This window comes from Streptomyces cellostaticus, from assembly GCF_001513965.1.
Classification (GTDB): domain Bacteria; phylum Actinomycetota; class Actinomycetes; order Streptomycetales; family Streptomycetaceae; genus Streptomyces; species Streptomyces cellostaticus.
Genome location: NZ_KQ948078.1, coordinates 1 through 6,657 on the forward strand (window position 1 = coordinate 1; position 6,657 = coordinate 6,657).

Genomic DNA, 6,657 nt, shown 5'->3' on the forward strand with positions numbered 1-6,657 from the left:
ACCCTCGGCCCACACCGTGCCATCCGCATCCGCCGAGAACGACTTGCACCGGCCATCAACCGCAAGCCCCCGCTGACGCGAGAACTCAATGAATATGCCCGGCGTCGACATGACCGTCACACCACCCGCGAGCGCCAACGAACACTCCCCCGACCGCAGCGCACGCACCGCCAGATGCAGCGCGACCAGCGACGACGAACACGCCGTGTCCACCGTCAACGCCGGACCCTGCAACCCCAACGTGTACGCCACCCGACCCGACGCCACACTCGACGTCGTCCCCGTCAACCCGAACCCCGCAGCACCCACACCCGCCTCACCCAACCGCGGACCGTACTCCTGGGCGATCGCGCCCAGGAACACGCCTGTTGATGTGCCGTGCAGCGATCCGGGCGGGATACCGGCCCGCTCCAGCGCCTCCCACGACACCTCCAGCAGCAGGCGCTGCTGCGGGTCCATCGCCAGCGCCTCGCGCGGCGAGATCCCGAACAACTCGGCGTCGAACTCCGCGGCGCTCTCCAGGAATCCGCCGCTGCGTACGTAGGACGTGCCGGAGTGGTCCGGGTCGGGGTGGTAGAGGCCGTCGAGGTCCCAGCCGCGGTCGGCCGGGAAGCCGGAGATCACGTCACGCTGCTCGGCCACGACCTGCCACAGCGCCTCGGGCGAGTCCACCCCGCCCGGGAAACGGCAACCCATACCGACGATGGCGATCGGTTCGTTGTTGCCGCCCTCCAGTTCGCGGACCCGCCGGCGGGACTGGTGGAGGTCGACGGTGAGGCGCTTGAGGTAGTTGACCAGCTTGTCGTTGTCCGTCGTTGTCATGGTGATGTTTCCCCCGTTGTTTCGTGAAGCTGTGCGTGTGCGCGCGGTCCCGGCGTCACTGTCCCTGAGACGTGCCCGAGCGTGCCGCGCAGAGCGAGCAGGATGAGCAGGGTGAGGCCCGGGCGGTTCGCTGCGGAGCGCCGCGGACCGCCCGGCTGTGGTGTGGAGTCGGGGTCAGAGTTCGGAGTCGATGAACGCGAGGAGTTCATCGACCGACGCCGACTGGACCCGTGCGGTCAGATCGTTGTGGTCGCCCTGGGGCCGCCGGGCGGGTACGCGGGTCAGCAGTGCCTGGAGTCGTTGGATGATCTCGGCCCTGGTCTCGTCGTGGGTGTCGTCCGGCAGTTCGGCGAGTGCCGCTTCGAGCCGGTCGAGTTCGGCCAGGACGGGTACGGTCGGCGTGGCGGTGGAGTCTGCGGTTTCGGTAGCGGCCGGGGCCAGTTCGGTGTGCAGGTGGGCGACGACCGCCATGGGTGTCGGGCAGTTGAAGAGGAAGGTGGCGGGCAGTCGCAGACCGGCGCTGGTCTGCAGCCTGTTGCGCAGCTCCACGAGGGTGAGCGAGTCGCAGCCCATGTCCTTGAAGGGTCGGTCGGCGGAAATACCGGCGGCGGAGGAGCGGCCGAGTACGGCGGCGGTCTGCACCCGGACGAGATCCAGCAGCAGTTCGTCCTGCCCGGCCCGGCTCAGCGCCGCGAGCCGGTCGCGCAGGGTCTCCGTCTTCGGGGTGGCGGCGGTGGTCGGCGCCTGGGCCGGTCGCGGTGCGGCAGGGGCCAGGTCCCTCAGCACGGTGGGCAGTTGGGGGCCGAGCGCGCCGAGGGCGGCGCGGTCGAGACGCGCGGGCACGAGTGCGGCGGTGTCCGTGTGGAGTGCCGCGTCGAGCAGGGCCAGGCCCTCCGCCCGGTCGATGGGTGCGAGGCCGGTCCGGGCGAGCCGTCCCCGGTCGGTTTCGGTCAGGGCGCCCGCCATGCCGGCAGGGCCGGTCGTTCCGTCGGGGCCCGGCCTTCCCGTGGTGTCCGCCCACATCCCCCAGGCCAGGGACAGCGCGGGGAGCCGACGAGCCTTGCGGTGCTGGGCCAGGGCGTCCAGGTAGGCGTTGGCGGCCGCGTAGTTGCCCTGGCCGGCGCCGCCGATGACGCCCATGACGGAGGAGAAGAGGACGAACGCCGCGAGGTCCTGGCCGGCGGTCAGTTCATGCAGGTTGCGGGCCGCGGTGGCCTTGGCAGCGAGCACAGTGTCGAGGCGTTCGGGGGTGAGCGCGGTGATCACGCCGTCGTCGAGCACCCCTGCGGTGTGCACGACGGCGGTGAGTCGTACGCCGGTCAGCAGGTGCGCGAGCGCGTCGCGGTCGGCGGTGTCGCAGGCTGCGAGGGTGACAGCGGCGCCCAACCCGCTTAGTTCGGCGGCGAGTTCGGTGGCACCGGGCGCGTCGGGGCCGCGGCGGCTGACCAGCAGCAGACGGCGGGCGCCGTGCTCGGTGACCAAGTGCCGCGCGACGAGTCCGCCGAGGGCGCCGGTGCCGCCGGTGACCAGGACCGTACCGGCCGGATCGAGGGCCGCGGGCAGGGTGAGGACGACCTTGCCGACGTGCCGGGCCTGGCTGACGTAGCGGAACGCCTCCGGTGCGCGGCGGACGTCCCACGTGCTGACCGGCAGCGGGGACAGCGCCCCCGACGACAGCAACCGCAGGACGTCCGTGAGCAGTTCGGCGATCCGCCCGGTCGGTGTCTGGAGCAGGTCGAAGAAGCGGTAGTCCACCCCGGGGTGGTCGGCCGCGACCTGCCGCGGGTCGCGCAGGTCGGTCTTGCCCATCTCGACGAAGCGGCCGCCGCGCGGCAGCAACCTCAGTGAGGCGTCCACGAACTCACCGGCGAGGGAGTCCAGTACGACGTCCATGCCGCGGCCTTCGGTGGCCGCGGCGAACGCGGTCTCGAAGTCCAGGGTGCGGGACGACGCCAGGTGCGCGCCGTCCAGGCCGAGGGCGCGCAGGGCCCCCCATTTGCCGGGGCTCGCCGTGCCGTAGACCTCCGCCCCCAGATGCCGGGCCAGTTGGACGGCGGCCATGCCGACGCCGCCCGCGGCCGCGTGGATCAGGACGCGCTCGCCCGCGGTCAGGCCGGCGAGATCGACCAGGCCTTGGTAGGCGGTCAGGAAGACGATGGGCGCGGACGCCGCCTGGACGTACGTCCAGTCGGCGGGCATGGCGGCGACCCGCCGGTGGTCGGCGACGGCCACCGGGCCGAACGCCCCGGAGAACAGGCCCATCACGCGGTCGCCGACGCCGAAGCCGGTGACGCCGGGCCCGACCTCGGTGACCACCCCGGCGCCTTCGAGGCCGAGCAGGCCGGGGTCGCCGGGGTAGAGACCGAGGGTGTTCAGTACGTCGCGGAAGTTGACGCCCGCGGCGCGCACCGCGATGCGTATCTCGCCGTCGCCGAGCGGTGCCAGGGCCTCCGGGCAGGGTTCGAGCGCCAGGTGGTCCAGGGTCCCGCGTTGGCGCACCCCCAGCCGCCAGGCCGTCGCCCCGGCAGGGGGGACAAGGGCGCCGTCGGCCGTCGCGGGCCCGAGCCTGGGCACCAGCAACGCCCCGTCCCGGACCGCGAGTTGCGGCTCCGCGCCGATCAGCGGCAGTGCCGTGCGGCAGTCGGCTGCCGACTCCACGTCCAGCAGCCCGATACGTCCGGGGTTCTCGGTCTGCGCCGAGCGGGCCAGACCCCATACGGCAGCGTCGGCAGGGTCCGCCACATCGGCGTCCGGTGCCGTGGCCACGGCTGCCCGGGTGACGAGCACCAGCCGGGAGCCGGCGAGCCGGTCGTCGGCCAGCCATGCCTGGAGCAGAGGGAGCGCGCGGTGCACGGCGGGCCGGGTGTCGGCCGTCGGGCTGTCCGCGAGATCGGCGAGCGGTGCGAGGACGACCGCGGGGGCGGGAAGTCCCGCATCGAGGGCCTGGCCCAGTGCCGCGAGGTCGGCGTAGTGCGGGCCGACGCCCAGGTCGGCGGGGCCGAGTGCGGCAGCCGCCGGGGGCGGTTCCCGGTCCGCGGTGGCCGGTTTCCAGTCCAGGCGGTAGAGCGACCGCGGGACAGCGAGGGCGTCGCCCGCAGGGCGCAGCACCAGTTCCTCGACCTCGGCGATCACCGTGCCGGACTCGTCCAGCAGGGTCAGCGACACCGCGTCCGGTGCGGTGGTGGTGATCAGGGCGCGGGCGGTGCGGGCGCCGGGCTGGTGGACGGTCACGCCGCGCCAGGAGAAGGGCAGCATACGGCGGTCGGTGTCGTCCAGTGCGGTCGTAACGATCGGATGCAGGGCCGCGTCGAGCAGCGCCGGGTGCAGACCGTAGGAGGCGGCGTCGGTGACGGACGGCGGCAGGGCGACCTCGGCGAGCAGGTCCGCGCCGCTCCGCCACGCGGCGCGCAGGCCTCGGAAGACCGGGCCGTAGGCGTAGCCCGCGGCGGCCAGTTCGTCGTAGCAGCCGTCGAGGGGCAGCGGTTCGGACTCGGCGACTGGCCGGCCGGCGGCGGTCGGGGAGGCTCCGTCGTGCGGGGCGAGGGTGCCGGTGGCGTGCAGGGTCCACGGCTCGGTGGTGCCGTCCGGCGTTTCGGTGCGGGCGTGCACGGTGAGGGCGCGCTGTCCTTCGTCGTCGGGTGCGGCGACGACGAGCTGGACTTCGGTGCGGCCTTCTGCGGGGAGCACCAGCGGTGCGGTCAGGGTGAGTTCGGCGACACGCGGGGTACCGGTCTGCGTGCCCGCGTGGGCGGCGAGTTCGAGGAAGGCGGTGCCGGGCAGCAGGACGGAGCCGAGGACGGCGTGGTCGGCGAGCCAGGGGTGGGTGCGGCGGCTGAGTCGGGCGGTCAGCACGGCCTGCCCGGATTCGGCGAGTTCCACGGCGGGGCCGAGCAGCGGGTGGCCGGCCGGTCCTTCGGTGCTGTGCGCGGTCAGCCAGTAGCGCTCCCGCTGGAAGGCGTACGTGGGCAGGTCGGGCGTCCGCCCCGGGCCGAACACGGCGCGCCAGTTGGGGCTTCGGCCGCGGACGTGCAGGGCGCCGAGCGCGGCGGCCAGGGTGCGGCGGTCGGACCGGCCGCGGCGCAGCACGGGGACGAACGCCAGCGCGTCGTCCTCCAGGCAGCCCTGGCCGAGTGCCGACAGCACACCGTCCGGGCCGAGTTCGAGGAAGGTCCGCACCCCCAGGTCGCGGAGTGCGGCCAGGCCGTCGGACAGCCGTACCTCTCGGCGCACCTGCTCGACCCAGTAGTCGGCGGTGACCTCGACGGGCCGGCCGGTGACGGTGGACACCATGGTGATGCGCGGCGCCGCGTACCGGACTCCCGCGGTGACGGCGGCGAACGCGTCGAGCATCCCGTCCATGCGGTGGGAGTGGAAGGCGTGGCTGACGACGAGCCGACGCGTCTTGCGGCCGGCGGCGGCGAATCCGGCGGCGACCTGTTCGACGCCTTCGACGTCGCCTGAGATGACGAGGGCTGCGGGACCGTTGACGGCGGCGATGCTCACCTCGTGCTCGCGGCCTTCCAGCAGTGCGCCGACCTCGTCCTGCGACGCCTGGACGGCCATCATCGTGCCGCCGGGCGGTAGCGCCTGCATGAGCCGGCCGCGTGCGGTGACCAGGGCACAGGCGTCGGGCAGGGTGAGAATCCCGGCGACGTGGGCGGCGGCGAACTCGCCGATGGAGTGGCCGAGTACGGCGTCCGGTGCAAGTCCCTGGTGTTCCAGCAGCCGGAACAGCGCGACCTGAAGGGCGAAGAGGGCGCTCTGGGTGTTCTCGGTGCGGTCGAGTGCCTCGGCGTCGTGGAACATCACCTCGCGGATCGGCGGTGTGCCGGGCGCGGAACCGCGGCAGGCGTCGAGTTCGCCGCACACTGCGTCCAGGGCCGCGGCGAAGACCGGCTCGGTCTCGTACAACTCGCGGCCCATACCGACGCGTTGACTGCCCTGGCCGGTGAAGAGGTAGGCGAGCCGGTCGTCGGGGTGTGCCGTGCCGATGGTCAGGGCGGAGTGCGGTTCGCCGCGGCCGAGTGCGGCCAGCGCAGCTACGGCCTCGGCGCGGTCCTCGGCGGTGACGACCGCGCGGTGGTCGAGGGCGGTGCGGGTGGTGGCCAGGGCGCGGCCGAGGTCACGGGTGGGCACGTCGTCGAAGGCGTGGAGGAGTGCGGTGGCCTGGGCGCGCAGCGCCGGTTCCGTACGGCCGGACAGCACCCACAAGGGGGCGGTGTCGTCGTGGCCAGGGTCGGTCTCGGGCGTGGGCGGCTCGGTCGGGGCCGGGGCCTCTGCGAGTACGACGTGTGCGTTGGTGCCGCTGATGCCGAACGACGACACACCAGCCCGCCGGATCCCGCCGTCCACCGCGGGCCACGGACACGGCTCGGTCAGCAGCTCAACACCGCCACCGGTCCAGTCCACCAGCTCGCTGGGCCTGCCCACGTGAAGTGACGCGGGCAGCTCACCATGCCGCAGCGCCATCACCATCTTGATCACACCGCCGACCCCGGCAGCCGCCTGCGCGTGCCCGAGGTTGGACTTCAACGAACCCACCAGCAGCGGCCCACCGTCACGCTCCCTGCCATAGGTGGCAAGCAGGGCCTGAGCCTCGATCGGATCACCGAGCACCGTACCCGTGCCATGAGCCTCCACCGCATCAACCCCGGAAGCAGCCACTCCCGCATCCGCCAAAGCAGCCCGGATCACCCGCTCCTGCGCCGGACCACTCGGCGCCGTCAGCCCATTGGACGCACCGTCCTGATTCACCGCCGTACCAGCCACCACAGCCAGCACCCGATGCCCCAGCCTCCGGGCATCCGACAACCGCTCCACCACCAGCACACCCAC

2 protein-coding genes are annotated in these 6,657 nt (G+C 73.2%); both read right to left on the reverse strand.

The window, feature by feature from the left end:
* Nucleotides 1-822 (reverse strand): beta-ketoacyl synthase N-terminal-like domain-containing protein (locus tag AQI88_RS41735; protein WP_208616091.1); only part of this gene is annotated, 822 nt, incomplete at its 3' end.
* Between the two features lie 174 nt (nucleotides 823-996).
* Nucleotides 997-6,657 (reverse strand): type I polyketide synthase (locus AQI88_RS41740; RefSeq protein ID WP_425264589.1); only part of this gene is annotated, 5,661 nt, incomplete at its 5' end.